Here is a 579-nt window from a genome sequence, read left to right on the forward strand (position 1 = left end):
GCACGAAGGTGACGGCCGTCTGGGCCATGGCCCTGAGCATGCCGGTGCCCTGCATGATCCCGGTGAACACGCCGGCGGCGAGGAGGATCGAGGCCATCAGGATCGCGGCCCTGGCGTGCGCGTCGATCCGCTGCCGCTGGGCGTCGACCTGCGGGTAGTTGATGACCAGCGCGAGCGCCGTGCCGAGCATGAACATCAGCGCCGGCGGCACCTTCTCGGCCAGGAAGACCATCGTCCCCAGGACCGCCGCCGTGAGGACGAGGTTGATCCAGAAGCGGTCGGGGCGGCGCAGGGTCCGCTCCGCGTCGCTCAGGATCCGGGCGGTCGCGGCCGGGCCGGGGGCGGCCCCCGCGGCGCCGGGGACGTGGGCCAGACGGCGCTCCTCCCGAAGGCCGAGCCAGTACGAGACGGCGAAGATGAAGACGAGGCCGACCGCCTGAACCGGCACGAGGGGCGAGAAGATCTCGGGGATCGGCAGCTTCAGGGCGGCGGAGGCGCGGATCATCGGCCCGGTCCAGGGCAGGAAGTTCACGCCGGCCGCCATCGAGGCGGCGCAGGCCAGGATGCGCCGGTCGATGC

1 pseudogene is annotated in these 579 nt (G+C 72.7%); it reads right to left on the bottom strand.

Features of this window, described 5'->3' with window-relative positions:
• Positions 1-579: pseudogene (locus NS334_RS17325) on the bottom strand (SLC13 family permease); the annotation flags it as partial.

Source organism: Sphingomonas endophytica (genome assembly GCF_001476895.1).
Taxonomy (GTDB): domain Bacteria; phylum Pseudomonadota; class Alphaproteobacteria; order Sphingomonadales; family Sphingomonadaceae; genus Sphingomonas; species Sphingomonas endophytica_A.